16 protein-coding genes and 1 pseudogene are annotated in these 14,717 nt (G+C 73.3%); 10 read left to right on the forward strand and 7 right to left on the reverse strand.

Annotation, left to right across the window (positions count from 1 at the left end):
• Positions 1-12 precede the first annotated feature (12 nt).
• From JXZ78_RS17085 to JXZ78_RS17100, 4 genes are read left to right on the forward strand one after another with little or no spacing between them, the layout of a single operon-like run.
• Positions 13-411: an ArsR/SmtB family transcription factor gene (locus JXZ78_RS17085; RefSeq protein ID WP_030020079.1), complete on the forward strand. Its 399-nt coding sequence runs from the start codon at positions 13-15 to the stop codon at positions 409-411.
• Positions 408-1,541 (forward strand): ACR3 family arsenite efflux transporter, encoded by a 1,134-nt coding sequence (gene arsB, locus JXZ78_RS17090; RefSeq protein WP_030020080.1) that lies wholly within the window; start codon positions 408-410, stop codon positions 1,539-1,541. The genes JXZ78_RS17085 and arsB overlap by 4 nt, the downstream gene beginning before the upstream one ends.
• Entirely contained in the window at positions 1,534-1,995 is a 462-nt protein-coding gene (locus tag JXZ78_RS17095) for an arsenate reductase ArsC (RefSeq protein WP_033037712.1), read from the forward strand. The genes arsB and JXZ78_RS17095 overlap by 8 nt, the downstream gene beginning before the upstream one ends.
• Positions 1,996-2,004: 9 nt before the next feature.
• Entirely contained in the window at positions 2,005-2,310 is a 306-nt protein-coding gene (locus JXZ78_RS17100) for a hypothetical protein (RefSeq protein WP_238783181.1), read from the forward strand.
• Between the two features lie 222 nt (positions 2,311-2,532).
• On the opposite strand, the gene JXZ78_RS17105 is transcribed toward JXZ78_RS17100, so the two are convergent.
• The 3 genes and pseudogenes from JXZ78_RS17105 to JXZ78_RS17115 all read right to left on the reverse strand — a co-directional run bounded on the left by JXZ78_RS17105 (position 2,533) and on the right by JXZ78_RS17115 (position 5,194).
• A complete protein-coding gene (locus JXZ78_RS17105; protein ID WP_030020082.1) occupies positions 2,533-3,603 on the reverse strand; it encodes a helix-turn-helix domain-containing protein in 1,071 nt (356 codons plus the stop codon).
• A 323-nt stretch (positions 3,604-3,926) separates the two neighbouring features.
• Positions 3,927-4,465 (reverse strand): annotated as a pseudogene (locus JXZ78_RS17110) (YbaK/EbsC family protein); the annotation flags it as partial.
• 102 nt (positions 4,466-4,567) lie between these two features.
• Positions 4,568-5,194, reverse strand: coding sequence for a TetR/AcrR family transcriptional regulator (locus JXZ78_RS17115; protein WP_238783182.1), 627 nt, complete (start codon positions 5,192-5,194; stop codon positions 4,568-4,570).
• Between the two features lie 101 nt (positions 5,195-5,295).
• Between JXZ78_RS17115 and JXZ78_RS17120 the strand changes: the two genes are divergently transcribed.
• Together JXZ78_RS17120 and JXZ78_RS17125 are read left to right on the forward strand one after the other, a co-directional pair.
• Positions 5,296-5,622, forward strand: coding sequence for an STAS domain-containing protein (locus tag JXZ78_RS17120; protein WP_030020084.1), 327 nt, complete (start codon positions 5,296-5,298; stop codon positions 5,620-5,622).
• Between the two features lie 53 nt (positions 5,623-5,675).
• On the forward strand, positions 5,676-6,893 hold the full coding sequence (locus JXZ78_RS17125) for a cytochrome P450 (RefSeq protein WP_030020085.1): 1,218 nt from the start codon (positions 5,676-5,678) through the stop codon (positions 6,891-6,893).
• A 23-nt stretch (positions 6,894-6,916) separates the two neighbouring features.
• On the opposite strand, the gene JXZ78_RS17130 is transcribed toward JXZ78_RS17125, so the two are convergent.
• Positions 6,917-8,719 (reverse strand): ATP-binding protein, encoded by a 1,803-nt coding sequence (locus tag JXZ78_RS17130; protein WP_078624249.1) that lies wholly within the window; start codon positions 8,717-8,719, stop codon positions 6,917-6,919.
• Between the two features lie 28 nt (positions 8,720-8,747).
• Positions 8,748-9,533: a response regulator transcription factor gene (locus JXZ78_RS17135; protein WP_238783183.1), complete on the reverse strand. Its 786-nt coding sequence runs from the start codon at positions 9,531-9,533 to the stop codon at positions 8,748-8,750.
• Positions 9,534-9,670: 137 nt separating this feature from the next.
• Here JXZ78_RS17135 and JXZ78_RS17140 point away from each other — a divergent pair, with 137 nt between their 5' ends.
• The gene (locus tag JXZ78_RS17140; RefSeq protein ID WP_050502460.1) at positions 9,671-10,357 is read left to right on the forward strand and encodes a GAF domain-containing protein; all 687 of its coding nucleotides are present in this window, start codon (positions 9,671-9,673) and stop codon (positions 10,355-10,357) included.
• A complete protein-coding gene (locus JXZ78_RS17145; protein ID WP_050502461.1) occupies positions 10,350-11,177 on the forward strand; it encodes a GAF and ANTAR domain-containing protein in 828 nt (275 codons plus the stop codon). The genes JXZ78_RS17140 and JXZ78_RS17145 overlap by 8 nt, the downstream gene beginning before the upstream one ends.
• A 44-nt stretch (positions 11,178-11,221) precedes the next feature.
• Here the strand turns inward: JXZ78_RS17145 and JXZ78_RS17150 are convergent, their stop codons facing one another.
• Positions 11,222-12,172 (reverse strand): DUF3048 domain-containing protein, encoded by a 951-nt coding sequence (locus JXZ78_RS17150; protein WP_208870150.1) that lies wholly within the window; start codon positions 12,170-12,172, stop codon positions 11,222-11,224.
• A 246-nt stretch (positions 12,173-12,418) separates the two neighbouring features.
• Between JXZ78_RS17150 and JXZ78_RS17155 the strand changes: the two genes are divergently transcribed.
• The gene (locus tag JXZ78_RS17155) at positions 12,419-13,198 is read left to right on the forward strand and encodes a Mut7-C RNAse domain-containing protein (protein WP_050502462.1); all 780 of its coding nucleotides are present in this window, start codon (positions 12,419-12,421) and stop codon (positions 13,196-13,198) included.
• A gap of 31 nt (positions 13,199-13,229) precedes the next feature.
• On the opposite strand, the gene JXZ78_RS40310 is transcribed toward JXZ78_RS17155, so the two are convergent.
• The gene (locus JXZ78_RS40310; RefSeq protein ID WP_078624253.1) at positions 13,230-14,054 is read right to left on the reverse strand and encodes an acyltransferase; all 825 of its coding nucleotides are present in this window, start codon (positions 14,052-14,054) and stop codon (positions 13,230-13,232) included.
• A 139-nt stretch (positions 14,055-14,193) separates the two neighbouring features.
• On the opposite strand from JXZ78_RS40310, the gene JXZ78_RS17170 reads away from it, so the two are divergent.
• Positions 14,194-14,685, forward strand: coding sequence for a DUF6328 family protein (locus JXZ78_RS17170; protein ID WP_030020093.1), 492 nt, complete (start codon positions 14,194-14,196; stop codon positions 14,683-14,685).
• Positions 14,686-14,717 lie beyond the last annotated feature (32 nt).

Genomic DNA, 14,717 nt, shown 5'->3' on the forward strand with positions numbered 1-14,717 from the left:
CAATATAGAAGCATGTCGAATCAAGAGCTCGGGCTTCTCGGGGAGGACGGCCTCACGGTGTGCTGTCCGGACCTGCTGACCACGCCACTGGACGAGGACCAGGCGGTGGAGCTGGCGAAGGTGTTCAAGGCGCTGGGGGACCCGGTGCGGCTGCGACTGCTGTCGCTGATCGCCTCCCGCGCCGGTGGCGAGGTGTGCGTCTGCGACCTGACCCCGGCCTTCGACCTGTCCCAGCCGACGATCTCCCACCACCTGAAGCTGCTGCGGCAAGCCGGGCTGATCGACTGCGAACGCCGGGGCACCTGGGTCCACTACCGGCTCGTACCGGAGATGACCGACCGCCTCGCTGGCATCCTCACCCGCCCCGCCGGCGCCCCGCTGCCCGCCTCCGCCTGCCGGACCGACGCATGAGCGGCCCCACCACCCCCGCCGCCGAAACGGCACCCGTGGCGGCCAGGCTGTCGTTCACCGACCGCTGGCTGGCGGTGTGGATCATCGCCGCGATGGCCGCCGGCCTCGGTCTGGGCCGCCTGGTACCGGGCCTGGGGGACGTACTGGCGAAGATCACCGTCACCGGGGTCTCGCTGCCCATCGCGCTGGGGCTGCTGGTGATGATGTACCCGGTGCTGGCCAAGGTCCGCTACGACCGCCTGGGTACGGTCACCCGCGACCGCCGCCTGCTCGTCCCCTCCCTGGTGCTGAACTGGCTGGTCGGCCCGGCCCTGATGTTCGCCCTGGCCTGGCTCTTCCTGCCGGACCTGCCCGCGTACCGCACCGGTCTGATCATCGTCGGGCTGGCCCGCTGCATCGCCATGGTCATCATCTGGAACGACCTGGCCTGCGGCGACCGCGAGGCCGCCGCCGTCCTGGTCGCCCTCAACTCCGTCTTCCAGGTTGTGGCGTTCAGCCTGCTGGGCTGGTTCTATCTGTCCGTCCTGCCCGGCTGGCTCGGCCTGGAGCAGACCGCGCTGGACGTGTCGGTGTGGGAGATCGCCCGCTCCGTGCTGATATTCCTCGGCATCCCGCTCGCCGCCGGATTCCTCACCCGCCGCCTGGGCGAACGGGTCAAGGGCCGCGCCTGGTACGAGACGAAGCTGGTTCCCCGGATCGGACCGTTCGCCCTGTACGGGCTGCTGTTCACCATCGTGGTGCTCTTCGCCCTCCAGGGTGACGCCATCACCTCCCAGCCCCTGGACGTCGCCCGCATCGCCCTGCCGCTGCTGGTGTACTTCGCCCTCATGTGGGCCGGGTCCATGGCTCTGGGCCGCGCGGTCGGACTGGACCACCCGCGCGCCACCACCCTGGCCTTCACCGCGGCGGGCAACAACTTCGAACTGGCCATCGCGGTCGCCATCGCCACCTTCGGCGCCACCAGTGGCCAGGCCCTCGCCGGCGTCGTCGGCCCCCTCATCGAAGTCCCCGTCCTGATCGCCCTGGTCCACGTCGCCCTCGCCGCCCGCCGGTACTTCCCCGCGGCCGCGCCCGCCCCTCTCCCGAAAGCCGAATCAGCCACCGTCACGGAAGGATCGACCGGTGCCTGACACCCACAGCCCGGCGAACAGGCCGTCCGTCCTGTTCGTCTGCGTCCACAACGCCGGGCGCTCCCAGATGGCCGCCGCCTTCCTCGCCCACCTCGGTGCCGACCGTGTCGAGGTCCGCTCCGCGGGCTCCGCCCCCGCCGACGCCGTGCATCCCGCCGTCGTCGAAGCCATGCACGAGGTCGGCATCGACCTCTCCGCCGAGACGCCGAAGCCGCTCACCACCGAGGCCGTGAACCGCTCCGACATCGTGATCACCATGGGCTGCGGCGACGCCTGCCCGTACTTCCCCGGCAAGCAGTACCGCGACTGGCAGCTCGACGACCCGGCCGGACAAGGCATCGCCGCCGTCCGACCCCTCCGCGACATCATCGAGCAGCACGTGCGCGCCCTGCTCAGTGAGCTCGGCGTCGAGGCCGACAGGGGCCCGGCTCCCGGCGCGCCGCGCATGGGTTAGCGTCCGGGCATGATCGCAATACGTGCTGCAGGGCCCCGGGACGCCGAAGAGATCGTCCGGCTGCGCCGGTTGATGTTCCGGGCCATGAACGGGCGGGACGAGGGCGGGGCATGGGAGCGGAACGCGGTCGAGAGTGCGCGGCGGCAGCTCTCCGAAGAGGTGCCGTGTCTCGTCGGGTTCGTCGTGGAGGCCAAGGACGGCGCCGGGTTGGCGGCGTGTGCGGTGGGGCGGGTCGAGGAGCGGCTGCCGGCTCCGGGGCATCCTTCGGGACTGTTCGGGTTCGTGTTCACCGTCTGCACCGACCCGGCGTACTAGGGGCGCGGGTACGCGAGGGCCACGACCGAGGCACTGCTGGAGTGTTTCGCGAAGCGGGGCGTCTCGCGGGTGGACCTGCACGCCACGCCCGACGCTGAACGGCTGTACCGGAGCCTCGGGTTCGCGGAGCACTCCACGCCGCTGTCCCTGGATGTGCGTGCCCGGGGTGGGCGGGACGACGGGCGCGGGTGAGTTCCGGTGGGTTCCGAGTCAGGGACCGGGTCAGGGTGCGGGGCCGATGAGGAAGGTCTGGTTCTCGCGTCCGGTGCACCGTTGCAGGGTGACCTCGGCCCCGGTGGCCGTACCGTCGCCGCGCACGCCGAGGCACTGCTCGCCGTCGGCGCGGAAGACGTAGCGGGCGGGCTTCCCGCCGTTCACCTGCCGGGTCGGTCCGGAGGGTTCGGAGCCGGGGCCCGGGTCAGGGTCGGGTTCGACACGGAAACTGCTGGCCTGGCCGCAGGACTCCCACGGTTCGAGCAGACCGTCCGCCGCTCCGCCCGACAGGGCCTTCAGGCAGCCCTTCCCGTGCTCCGGGTGTACCCACGCGATGCGGTAGGTGTCCGTACCCACCGGTTCGAGTTCGGTGCGCTGCGGTGCGACGCCCCCGCACGGCCGCTGGACCGCCACCAGTGAGGTGTAGCGGCCGTCCTGGACGCGCCCGTCGGTCACGCACAGGCCGGGCGCCGCGGCCGGGCGGATCCGGATCCAGCCGGCGGGGACCGCGGCGTCCCGGGACCGGGCTTCGGGCTTCGGAGCCGGATCGGCGGGCGGGTCGCCGGCGGTCGCCATCCAGGCGGTGGTCACGGCCAGGGCGAGAACGACCGCCGCAGCGATCAGGATCGCCGTGCGCCGGGCGCTGGAGCTGCCGAGGGCGTTACGCGGCGGCAAGGGCCGGGGCGCGGTTCCGGTCGCGGGCGCTCCGGCGTCCTCTCGCGCCACAGTGCCTCGGGGCGCCGTCTGTTCCGTCGTGGCCGGGCCCGCCGGAGCCGGTTCCGCTTTCGCCGCGCGGGCCCTGGCGGCGACCTCCGCACGGGCATCGAGCCAGGCCGTGGCCCGGTCGCTGCTTTCCCCGCAGGCGCGGACGAAGACGGACAGGACTTCCGGGCGGGGCAGGCGTCTGCCGCTCAGGACGTCCGCGAGGGTGCTGCGGGCCAGCACTTCGCCCTGTTCGGCGGCGCGCTGTTCGAGCTGCCGGTACGTCAAGCCCTGGCATTCCTTGAGTTCCCGCAGCATCGCGAGGAATGCGGCCACATCACGGGCCTCGGCCGGGTCCGTGTTCCCCCTGGTGTCCATGGCGCGAATGATCGGGGTGCTGCCGCCCGTACGGCTATAGGAGATTCCGCCAAGACTGCGCGCTTCCGGACGACGACCGGGCAGAAACCGGACAATGACCGGACACGAACCGGACGCACCCGGAATCTTCCGGACAGCCCGCCGACCAGCCCGGACACCCGACATCGCCGCCGGAACCCCGGACGCCCCGGACGCCCCGGACGCCCCGGGTACCCGACATCGTCCCCTGCCGCCCCGGACACCCCGGCCGCTCCGCCCTGACCGCACCGCCCCCAGGGCGAATCTTTCGGACAGCGACCAGCCGCCCTACTCCCCCGGCACCGTCCCCAGCCGTCCAGAACGGTCACTCCGGGCAATTCCGCCAACGCCTTGCCCGGCACGATGAGCTTGCCGCGCGCCGGCTGCCGCTGCCGGTCAGCGCGTACGGGGGTCCGCCACAGCCGCGTCCAGGAGCAGCGGCCAGCTTTCGGGGAGCCCGATCGGGGTGATGCCTCCGTACTCCATGCCGCTCTCGCCGACCGCGGTGTCCATGGGGGCGAAGGACGCCTTACGGGCGCCGAGCTCGCGCCGTACGGCTCCGTTCACGTCGACCCGGGTGTGCGAGAGGACCACGCAGGCGGCGAGCGTGACGGTGCCGCCGCACTCGCCCGTCACGACGAACGCAGTTCGCCGACTGCTCCGGGAGCCAGGAGCCGTACTGCCCGACGAGGACGGCGGTGTCCGCGATCGCGGGGCCGGTGTCCACGGAGTGGAACTGTTCGACGGGCACGGTCCCGCGCCAGTCGCGGAGCGCGGCGGCGACCGGGCCGGGCAGCAGGTCCAGGCAGTCGAGGGCAGGGCGTACGTCGTCGAAGGCGTCCATGGGCTCGGGCACGGCGCCCAAGCCGACAGCCCGGCCGGACCGTACGGCGTGCCGTCTCAGCGGGCGAGCGGGGCGGAACCGGGAGGGACCGGAACGCCGTCGTCACTGAGCGGCCGGGGCGTCCTCGCCGACGACCGGGGCCTCTTCACCGACGACCGGGCGGTGCCGTTCGATGAGCGCGCGGGCCATGTCCTGGGCCCGCCGGGCGGCCTCCGTGTCGCCCTCGGCCGCCGAGATGATCGACCCCTTCATGAGGATGTGCCAGGAACGGGCGAAGTTCTCGGTGTCCCTGAGTCCGGCCTCCTCGGCCAGGGAGCGCACGATGGCGCGGATGTTCTCCAGGTACGTGATGCTCGCCTTCCCCAGGGGGTGTTCCCAGCCCATCTCCAGCAGGACGTTGATGAAGGTGCAAGCGTCAAAATCGGACCGGTGGAACCACTCGTCGAACACGTCGAAGATGGCCAGCAGCCGCTCTTCCGGGTCCGTGCCCAGCCGCCGCGCCCCGGCCTCCACGTAGCCCCGGGTCCAGCGCTCCTCACGGCGTTCGAGGAACGCCAGCACGAGGGTGTCCTTCGAGGGGAAGTTGCGGTAGAGCGTGGCCTTGGCCACACGGGAGCGGGCGATCACCTCGTCGACGCCGACCGCGCGGATGCCGCGCCGGGAGAACAGCTCGTAGGCCGTCTCAAGGATGCGCTCGCGCGCCTGGGCGGGCGGACGGACTGCCGGCACCGTCGTTCCGACGGCCGTCGCGTCCCCTGGAGCCATCATGTCCCCCTGACAACGTGGTGATGATTGTGGACAGGCTCGTCCGACCCTGACACGGTAAGGGCATGGCCCCTGAGACAGAACTGTCTGGCCCGGACTTCCTGAACATCTTGACGGTCCGCACCCGACTGCACGGCGACCGGGCCGTGCTCAGCCCGAGAGGAGAGATCGACTGCGTTTCGGTACGCCTGCTCGACCAGGCCCTGGCCGGTCTGCCGTCCATGACCAGCAGTGTCACCCTGGACATCGCGGAGGTCACCTTCATGGACTCCGCGGGTCTGCACTTCATGGAGCGCTTGCACGCCTTCGGCCACCGGCGCCGCATCCTGGCCCGCACCCGCAACTGGGGCAGCCAGCCGACCCGGCTGCGGGAAGCCGCCCGCCGCTCCTGAGACACCGTACGGCCGGGGTGGCCACGGCCGGCGCCGGCGGCTAGCGTCCGCGCATGGCAGGAGCCCAGGCAGTCTTCGATCCCTGGTCGCCGGATTTCGTCGCCGACCCGTACCCCGCCTACGCCGAACTGCGGGCCCGTGGCCGGGTGCGGCACTTCGCGCCCTCCGACCAGTGGCTCGTCCCGCACCATACGGACGTCTCGGCCCTGCTCCGCGACCGCCGGCTGGGCCGTACCTACCGGCACCGCTTCACCCACGAGGAGTTCGGGCGCACCGCGCCACCGCCGGAACACGCACCGTTCCACGTCCTCAACGACCACGGGATGCTCGACCTGGAGGCGCCCGCCCACACCCGTGTCCGCCGCCTGGTCACGAAGGCGTTCACGCCCCGTACGGTCGAGCGGCTGCGGCCGTACGTCGAGGACCTGGCGGACCGGCTGGTCCGGGACCTGGTCGCGGACGGCGGCGGAGACCTCGCGGCGCGGGTCGCCGAGCCGCTGCCGGTCGCGGTGATCGCCGAGATGCTGGGTGTGCCGGAAACGGACCGGCATCTGCTGCGGCCGTGGTCGGCCGCGATCTGCGGCATGTACGAGCTGAACCCGTCCGCCGGTACGGCTCGGCGGGCGGTCGCCGCTTCCCGTGAGTTCTCCGACTACCTACGCATGTTGATCGCCGCCCGGCGGGCGGCGCCGGGGGCCGACCTGGTCTCCGGTCTGATCGCCGCGTACGACGAGGGCGACGCGCTCAGCGAGCAGGAGATGGTCTCCACCTGCGCCCTGCTGCTGAACGCCGGTCACGAGGCGAGCGTCAACGCCACGGTCAACGGCTGGTACGCGCTCTTCCGCCACCCGGCGCAGCTGGCGGCCCTGCGCGCGGACCCGGGCGGTCTGCTGCCCACGGCCGTGGAGGAACTGCTGCGTTACGACACACCGCTTCAGCTCTTCGAACGCTGGGTGCTGGACGACATCGAGATCGACGGCACGGTCGTCCCGCGCGGCAGCGAGGTGGCGCTGCTCTTCGGGTCGGCCAACCGCGATCCGGCGGTCTTCGCCCGGCCGGACGAACTGGACCTCGCCCGCGTGGACAACCCGCACATCTCCTTCAGCGCCGGTGTCCACTACTGCATCGGCGCTCCCCTGGCCCGTCTCGAACTGGCCGCCTCGCTCGCGGCGTTGCTGCGCAGGGCTCCGTCGCTACGGCTGGCCGCGGTACCGGAACACAAGCCTGATTTCGTGATCCGGGGGTTGCGCGGCTTGCAGGTCGAGGTGTGACGGGACGCGTCGGCACGCGCCGGTCAGTGGTCCGGGCGGGGTGGAAAGGGCCCGAGTGGCCAGGGGGTCGAGTCGTTCACCCAGCGGACCAGCAGCCGGTCGAGGGAGGCGAGGCTCAGCGGCTTGGCCAGGTGGGCGTCGAAACCCGAGCGCGCCGACCGGGCACGGTCGGCGTCCTGGGTGAAGCCGGAGACCGCGACCAGCCGGGTACGGCCGGGCGGGAGTGTGGCGCGCAGCCGGCGGGCGATCTCGTGTCCGTGCACGTCGGGCAGGGCGAGGTCGCTCAGGACCAGGTCGTACGGGGCGGCGTCGGCGGCGGCCAGCCCGGCGCGGCCGGTGAAGCTGACCGTCACCTCGTCACCGTGCCGCTCCAGCAGGGCGCGGTAGGCGGCGGCGAGGTCGATGTTGTCCTCGATGACCAGAATGCGCAGGGGCGGCCGCGGAACGGCCGGAACCGGTTCGTCCGCCGCACGGCCGGGCTCCTGGGCGGACGCCGCGACCGGGAGCCGGACACAGAAGCTCGCGCCGCTGCCGTGGCCGTCGCTGTGCGCCTGTACCGTCCCGCCGTGCAGTTCGGCGATGCCACGCACGATCGGCAGCCCCAGACCGAGCCCGCCCGCCCCGGCACCGACGGCCCCGGCGGCCCGCACGAACGCTTCGAACAGGGTGTCCGCGGTGGCCGGGTCGAACCCGATGCCGTCGTCGCTGACCGTCGTCACGGCATGGCCGACGCCGTCGGGCGTGCCCGCCGGTTCCAGCACGATGGCCACCGTCCCGCCGGGCCGGGTGTACTTGCAGCCGTTGCTGAGCAGATTGGCGGTCATCTGGGCGAGCCGGACGCGGTCGCCGTCCACGGGGACCGGCCGGGGCGGCAGCGAGACCCGCAGTTCGCGGTCGTTACGGGCGTACTCGGGCCGGATGTCGTGGACGGCGGTGGCGATGACGGCACGCAGGTCGAGGCGCTCCCTGACCAGTTGCAGACGGCCGGTGAGCGCCTTGGCCGCGTCCAGCAGGTCGTCGGTCATCCTGATCATGTGGGTGAGCTGCCGTTGCAGTACGGACAGGGCGGGGTGGCCGGCCGGACAGTCGAGGGCGAGCAGTTCGCCGACGGCCTGGAGCGCGGCCAGGGGATTGCGCAGTTCGTGCGAGAGAGTGGCGATGAACCGGTCCTTGGCCTGCTGATGCGCGCGCAGGGCCTGCCCGGCGGCGGTCAGCGCCTCGTTGGCGCGCAGCAGCCGCTGGTTGGCCTCCTGGACCTCACGACTGCGGGCGAACAGGTCGCTCTCCATACGCTCGGCACGTTCCCGCCGGTCCGCGGCGTCCGGCTGCGGGCGCTGCCCCGGGCGGCGCATGAGGACGAAGGCGGTGACGTCCTCGACCCGGTGGACGATGTGGGTGACCGTACCGTTCGCGTCGAGCACCGGAGCGTTGACCGGGCTCCAGTACCGCTCCTCGAACCTTCCGCCGGGGCCGGCCGGGATGTCGTACCGCTGGAGCGCCATGACGTCGGGCCGGCCGGTGGCCAGCACGTTGCGCAGCGAACGGCCCAGGTTGCGCACGCCGTCCGCGGCGGTGTCGGCCGGGTTGTCGGGGAAGGCGTCGAACATCGGGCGGCCGATGAGCCGCCGGCGGTCGGTGCGGGTGGCGGCCAGGTACGCCTGGTTGACCTCGACGATGCGCAGTCCGGCGTCGAGGACCAGGCAGGGCGAGGGGGTGGCGTCGAACAGGGCGCGGTAGTCGGGGGTGACGGCGGTGGGGCGGGCGCCGGACGGGCCGGGGCCGCCGGGCCCGTCCCGGTCGGTACCCGTACCGGTGTCGGGTGCCATACGCGTCCCACCTCGTCCCGTGCGCCGCTCAGGTGTCCTGCGCCGTGCTGTCGAGGCGGTAGCCGAAGCCGCGTACGGTCGTGATCCGCGGCGTGCGGACGCCGGTGGCCGCGAGTTTGCGGCGTACCCGGTAGACGTGTTCGGCGACGGTGGCCGGCGTCTGCCAGCCGTCCCTGTCCCATACATGGTCCAGCAGTTGGGCGGCGGAGAAGGTCTGTCCGGGGGCGGTCGTGAGGAACTCCACCAGCGCGTACTCGCGCGGGGTGAAGGTGATCGGCCCGCCGGGGGCCCGTGCCTGCCGGGCGGCGGTGTCGACGGTCAGGTCGCCCAGCCTGCGCACCGGCCCGGGAGCCTCCGTACGCGCCGCGCCGTTCCCGGGCGTCGTCCGGCGCAGCACCGCCCGGATGCGGGCCGCCAACTCCCGCTGCGAGAAGGGTTTCACCAGGTAGTCGTCGGCGCCCAGTTCCAGCCCGAGCACCCGGTCGGTTTCCTCGCCGCGCCCGGTGAGGATGATGACCGGAGGTCCGCCGGTGTGCCGCACACCGCGCAGCAGGTCGAGCCCGTTGCCGTCCGGCAGCCCCAGGTCGAGCACGACCAGATCGACCGGCCCGGCGCGCAGTACGGCCCGCCCCGAGCGGGCGTCGGGCGCGTCCACCACGGTGAAGCCCTCCCGCTCCAGGCAGGCCCGTGACATGGCGACGAGGTCGCTCTCGTCGTCGATCAGCGCGATCACCGGCCGGGCGTCCGGCCGCACGCCGGCCGGGGCGGTGCCTGCCCAGGCGTCGCCCCGCGGCGGTTCGGAGGATGTCGGCAACGGTGGTCCAACGGTGTCGGCAGCGTTGATGCAGCGTTGATCCGGCATCGATACCCCGGCCAACGGACCCTGCTTGACTGAGTGCCGGACCTGAACTACTCCGTGTCGGAGTATCTTATGCCGGACGAGGGGGCGCCGTGGAAGGCTCCGAGGCGAACGTGTGCCGGTTCCGACGCCGCCTGGCGGACCTGTCCGGCGGCCCGTTGCGCGCCCGGGCCGAGGTCACCGGCTTCCTCGACACCCTGACCCGCGTCTGTGCGGAACTGCTGGAGGCCGCCGGGTGCGGGATGCTGCTGACCGACGACACCGGCAGCCTGAACCTGGTCTCGGCCTCCACCGAACCCGCGCGCCACCTGCAACACCTGCAACTGAGCCGTTCCGAAGGCCCCTGGGTGGACTCCTTCCACACCGGCCACGGCACGCAGTGCCCCAACTTGGCGCACGCGCGCACCTGGTGGCCGTCCTTCGCACCCGCGGCCCAGGAGGCCGGGTTCCGGTCCGTGCAGACCAGCGCGATGCGGCTGCGGGGCGAGACGATCGGCACGATCGGCGTCTACCGCACCGAGCCCGGGCCCTCGGAGGAGACCGCCACCGTACTGGCCCAGGCGCTGGCCGATGTCGCCGCGGCGGCCGTAAGGCGCCACCGGCTGCTGAGCTGTGGGGCCGCCCCGGGACGCGGCCCGTCCCGCCCCTCCGGCCCTTTTGGTACGGAACCGCGAGCGGCGTCGGCCGGTCACGGCTCCGGCGATCCGTCCGGCCTCCCGCCCGGACGCCGCCGACGCGTCCCCCGCGCCGACCCCTCCCAGGAGTACTTCGATGCCTGACACCATCGGTCCTCCGCCCGGCGACGTCCCGTCCGGCGACCCGGCGTCCGGCGAGAGGTCACCGGTTCTCGGCGCGGCCCTCGCGGACCTGACCGACATCCGCGCCGGAACCACACCCGCCACGCTCACCCGGCGCTTGGTCGGGTACTGCGTCGACCTGTTGCCCGTCGACGCCGCGGGCGTCATGCTGCTGGATCCCGCGGCCCCCGGCGCCCAGGTCGCCGAGACGGGCCTGCCGCCCGCCGGGCACCGCGTCGACGTGGCCGCGGGCTCGGACGAGGCCCTTCGCGAGATGGAGCTGTACGCGGCCGGCAGCGGACGGGGCCCGTCCGTCGAAGCCCTGTTCACCGGCCGTTCGTGCGGCGTCGCGGACTTCACCGCCGCGGGCGCCCGCTGGCCCGACCTCACACTGCGGGCGGTGGCCGCGGGCTATCGGGCGATGTGGGCCCAGCCGATGCGCCACCTCGAACACTCCGTCGGTGTGATCAACCTCTACCGGCGCACCACCGGGCTCCTGCCCCCGCACCACCAGGAACGTGCCCGGAAACTGGCCCACGCGGCCACCATCGGTCTGCTGCTGTTCTGGGCCAGGCGGCTACGGGCCGAGCGCCTGCAGTGGAGCCTCACCGCCCGTGTCGTCACCGAGCAGGCCAAGGGCATCCTCGCCCAGCGCCTCGGCCTGCCCCCGGACGCCGCCTTCGAAGTGCTGACCGCCCAGGCCCTGCTGCACCGCTCCCCCGTGCCCGACCTCGCCCGCGCCCTCGCCGAAGAGCCCGACGGACCATGGCCGCCGCGGGCTCCGGGCGACCGGCCGCGGTGACCGGGGGCTGTACCGCGACCGGCGCCCGTACCCGGCCTGCCGCCCTACCCGGCTCCGCCGCTCACCGCCTCCTCCGGTACGTACACCACCCACACCTGGCCCGTCGCGAAGTTGAGCGGTGTGCCGGACGCCGTGGTGAAGTCCGTGCCGCTGTCGGGGGACGGCCGCGACCAGTGGGCCTCGTACGCCTTGCCGTCCCGCAGCACCCGCGCGGGCCCCGAACCGGTGGTCTCGGTGTACGGCGAATAGGCGCCCCAGCGGTCGTGGTAGCGCGAGGGACGGATCCGTACGCCCTGGACGACGACGGTGGGCGCCGCGAGCCGCTGCCCGGCAGCGGTTTCGGCCGGTGCGCCGTCCATGGACACCAGCCAGCTCCGCCGCCGCGCCGACCAGTCGAAGGAGAAGCGGGCGGCCGGGTAACGGGCCGTGTACGAGGGTGTGTTGCGTCCGCCTGAGGGCGCGGCGCCGAAGCGGAAGCCGATGTCGTGCGCGGTGCTCGCGCCGGAAGCCGCCTCGAGGGCGCGTTCGGGGCGCAGGTAGAGATTGTGCGGGGCCGCGCGGTCGCGGCCCCGGAAATACGCTTCGGAAGTCTTCCCCGGAGGCCGCGGGTACAGCGGGGCCGCCTCGACGACGGGCTCCAGCTTCGCCTGCGTGCCGGAGTAGGCGAAGGCGGGGCGGCCGAACTGGCGCAGCAGTTCCAGGTCCGACTCGCGGGCGCTGCGTACGGGGCCGACGGCCTGCGGCAGCCGGGAGGAGTAGACGGCCAGCAGCCGCGACAGTCCCGACTCGACCCGTTCCACGTAGACGATGTCGGCGGCGTCGAGGCCCGTCTGGGGGCGCGCGGCCCGTACGTTGTCGATCTTCACGGCGATCACCGGGGCGGCCCGTGCCGCCTTCCCCGTGAACGGCGAACGCCCGTCGGGCGTTCCGCTCTGCTGACAGCCGCTCGACACGCCCGCCAGCAGGAGGCAGACCAACGCCGCTCCCGCAGGCACCGCACGTCTCCCCTCAGGCACCGCACGTCTCCCCGCAGGCACCACACGCTTCCTCGCTCGCACCGCCGTCCTCCCGTCAGTGCCACCCCGTCCGTCGAGGACACCACAGGAACGGCCGCGTGGCGAGAGGGCGCAGGCGGCCCGGGGGCCCCGGTGCGGCACCGGACGTCCGGCGCCCGGTGCGGCACCGGACGTCCCGGGCAGCCCGGTACGCACCCCGCGGCCACCCGATGGCATCCTGGCGGCGTGAACCGACCCGAGATCCACTGCACTGTCGCCCCCGAGCTGCGGCTCTTCGTCCCCGCCGACCGCCGCCAGGGCCCTTCCACCCTGCGCACCGACGGGTCCTCCACCCTCGGACACGTCGTGGAATCGTTCGGTGTCCCGCTCACCGAGGTGGGCCGCCTGCTCGTGGACGGGCAGGAGGTGCCGGTGTCGCACGTCCCGCGGGACGGTGAGTCGGTCGAGGTGTGCGCGGTCGGACGGCCGCAGGAAGTGCCGGGCGCCCCGCTGCGGTTCCTGCTCGACGTGCACCTGGGAACCCTCGCGCGGCGGCTGCGGCTGCTGGGCGTGGACGCGGCGTACGAGAGCGAGGACATCGGCGACCCGGCCCTGGCCGCGCGGTCGGCCGCCGAGCGGCGGGTGCTGCTCTCCCGGGACCGCGGCCTGCTGCGGCGGCGCGAGAACTGGGCGGGGGCGTACGTCTACAGCGACCGCCCCGACGAACAACTGCGCGACGTGCTGGGCCGGTTCGCGCCGGAGCTCGCGCCGTGGACCCGGTGCACCGCCTGCAACGGCCTGCTGAAGGAGGCCGAGAAGGGCACCGTCGAGGAGCGGCTGGAGGGGGGTACGCGGCGTACGTACGACGTGTTCGCCCAGTGCACCGCCTGCGACCGCGTGTACTGGCACGGCGCGCACCACGCGCGCCTGGAGGCCGTGGTCGACGCGGCGGTGCGTGAATTCGGTGGAGCGGCAACCGCTCGCGGCACCGCTGTACCCCGGGACGGCTCAGCCGCCCAGGGATGAGACAGGACAACGCGAGCCGCCCCCACGCCCCTCAGGAAGCGTCGGCAGCCGCCCCCGGCGCCGACGCACCGTGCCGGGTCACCGCCGCGCCGTGCCCCGGCTCCTCCGGCAGCACGCCGTCCGTCCCGGCCTCCAGCGCGGCCAGGGCCATCAGTTCCCTGGACGTCACCCCTTCGGGCACCGGCACCGGCGCCGGGGTGCGCAGCGGCGGCTGCCACCCCGCCTCCGGGTCCCAGGAGCGGACCACCTTGGCGGGCGCCCCGGCCACCACCGCGTGGTCGGGCACCTCGCCCCGTACGACCGCTCCGGCCGCGACCACCACGTTGCGGCCCAGCCGGGCGCCCGGCAGTATCACCGCCCCGGTCCCCACCCAGCTGCCCGGGCCGATCGAGACGGGCTCGCTGCGCGGCCACTGCTTGCCGACCGGCAGTTCGGGGTCGTCGTAGCTGTGGTTGGTGGTCGTGACGTACACGCCGGGCCCGAAGAAGCAGTCGTCGCCGATGGCCAGCCGGACGTCGGCGATCACATGGCTGCCGCGGCCCAGGACCACGCCGTTGCCGAGGGTGAGGATCGGGTCGGCGCCGAGGTCGAGGTCGGGCATCATCCCGGCGGTCAGCGTCACGTCCTGGGCGATGATGCAGTACGCGCCGATCTCGATCCACGGGTCGCCGAAGACGGTGCCCTGCGGGAAGGCCAGCCGGGCCCCGTCCCCCAGGCTGCGGAAACGGTACGGCCCCGGGCGTTCGGCGGTGACGGCGCCCGCCTCCCGTACCCAGCGCGCCCCGCGGTGCACCGCGCGGGACACCGTCCGGCGGCGCCACGCCGCCACGGATGAGAACACGTTCTTCTTCGGCACCCGCTCACCGTACTCAGGCCGGTGTGCCGGCCGCCCCGCCGCGCCCTGTGATCTTCACCCCACCGGCGCGGCGGCGCCTCGGCCCGCCGTCGCCGGGCGCCGACGGGACAGTGCCCGGCGGCCCGCCTATCGTTGGGACATGGAACCCGCCGCGCAGGCCGTCGACGGCCGTCGCGAGTCCGCCGAGGAACGGGCCGACCGGCGGTGGAACGAGCTGCTGCAAGAGGTCCGGGTGGCCCAGACCGGCGTGCAGATCCTCTTCGGCTTCCTGCTCACCGTCGTCTTCACCCCCCGCTTCGCCTCCCTCGAACCGGTCGACAGGGCGATCTACGTGGTCACGCTGTGCCTGGGCGCGGCCGCCAACGGCGCCCTCATCGGACCGGTCGCCTTCCACCGGCTCGTGACCGGGCTGCACCTGAAGGCGCAGACGGTCACCTGGGCGTCCCGGCTGACCATCGTCGGCATCGTGCTGCTGCTCGCCACGATCATCTCGGCGTTCCTGCTCATCCTGCGCGTCGCGCTGCACGACAGCGCCGTCCCGTGGATCGTCTCGGGCCTGGTCGCGTGGTTCCTGCTGTGCTGGTTCGCACTGCCCGTCTGGGCCCGGCGCCGGTACGCGCGCGACAGGTGAACCCGTCCGTGCCACGCCGTACGGCCGCTCCG

The sequence above is a fragment of the Streptomyces monomycini genome, assembly GCF_022271435.1.
In the GTDB taxonomy this organism is placed as follows: domain Bacteria; phylum Actinomycetota; class Actinomycetes; order Streptomycetales; family Streptomycetaceae; genus Streptomyces; species Streptomyces monomycini.

Coding starts and splice junctions, on each gene's coding strand:
- JXZ78_RS17085 (WP_030020079.1), top strand. CDS start 13: ATGTCGAATCAAGAGCTCGGGCTTCTCGGGGAGGACGGCCTCACGGTG.
- arsB (WP_030020080.1), top strand. CDS start 408: ATGAGCGGCCCCACCACCCCCGCCGCCGAAACGGCACCCGTGGCGGCC.
- JXZ78_RS17100 (WP_238783181.1), top strand. CDS start 2,005: ATGATCGCAATACGTGCTGCAGGGCCCCGGGACGCCGAAGAGATCGTC.
- JXZ78_RS17105 (WP_030020082.1), bottom strand. CDS start 3,603: ATGGACACCAGGGGGAACACGGACCCGGCCGAGGCCCGTGATGTGGCC.
- JXZ78_RS17120 (WP_030020084.1), top strand. CDS start 5,296: ATGGCCCCTGAGACAGAACTGTCTGGCCCGGACTTCCTGAACATCTTG.
- JXZ78_RS17125 (WP_030020085.1), top strand. CDS start 5,676: ATGGCAGGAGCCCAGGCAGTCTTCGATCCCTGGTCGCCGGATTTCGTC.
- JXZ78_RS17130 (WP_078624249.1), bottom strand. CDS start 8,719: ATGGCACCCGACACCGGTACGGGTACCGACCGGGACGGGCCCGGCGGC.
- JXZ78_RS17145 (WP_050502461.1), top strand. CDS start 10,350: ATGCCTGACACCATCGGTCCTCCGCCCGGCGACGTCCCGTCCGGCGAC.
- JXZ78_RS17170 (WP_030020093.1), top strand. CDS start 14,194: ATGGAACCCGCCGCGCAGGCCGTCGACGGCCGTCGCGAGTCCGCCGAG.